The following is a 241-nucleotide window of genomic DNA, read 5'->3' as shown; positions in this document are numbered from 1 at the left end:
CGGCGGTCGTCGTCCCGCTCCGGTCCCTTCAGCCCCGTCGGCAGATGAGGCTCAATACGCGCCCATTGCCTATCATTCAGCCAAAACAAACTTGCGCGCATTCGCTCATCCTCGAATCAAAAGTTCAAGGCAAGGGAATCACGCGGCGCTTATCAGGTACAGACCCTAGCATTACAGTTGCTTTTGTTGCGGGCTTCTGAATCCATGGGCAACCATGATTCGAATGTCGTGGGCGCGGGCC

General features: G+C 56.4%; 1 pseudogene. It reads right to left on the bottom strand.

Annotated elements, in window-relative coordinates:
- Window positions 1-101 (bottom strand): annotated as a pseudogene (locus AC0L3P_RS40370) (IS5/IS1182 family transposase); the annotation flags it as partial.
- Window positions 102-241 lie beyond the last annotated feature (140 nt).

It is taken from the genome of Bradyrhizobium sp. WSM4874 (genome assembly GCF_055811835.1).
The sequence above is the reverse complement of the archived record's forward strand: the minus strand, read 5'-3'. Positions and strand labels throughout refer to the sequence as shown.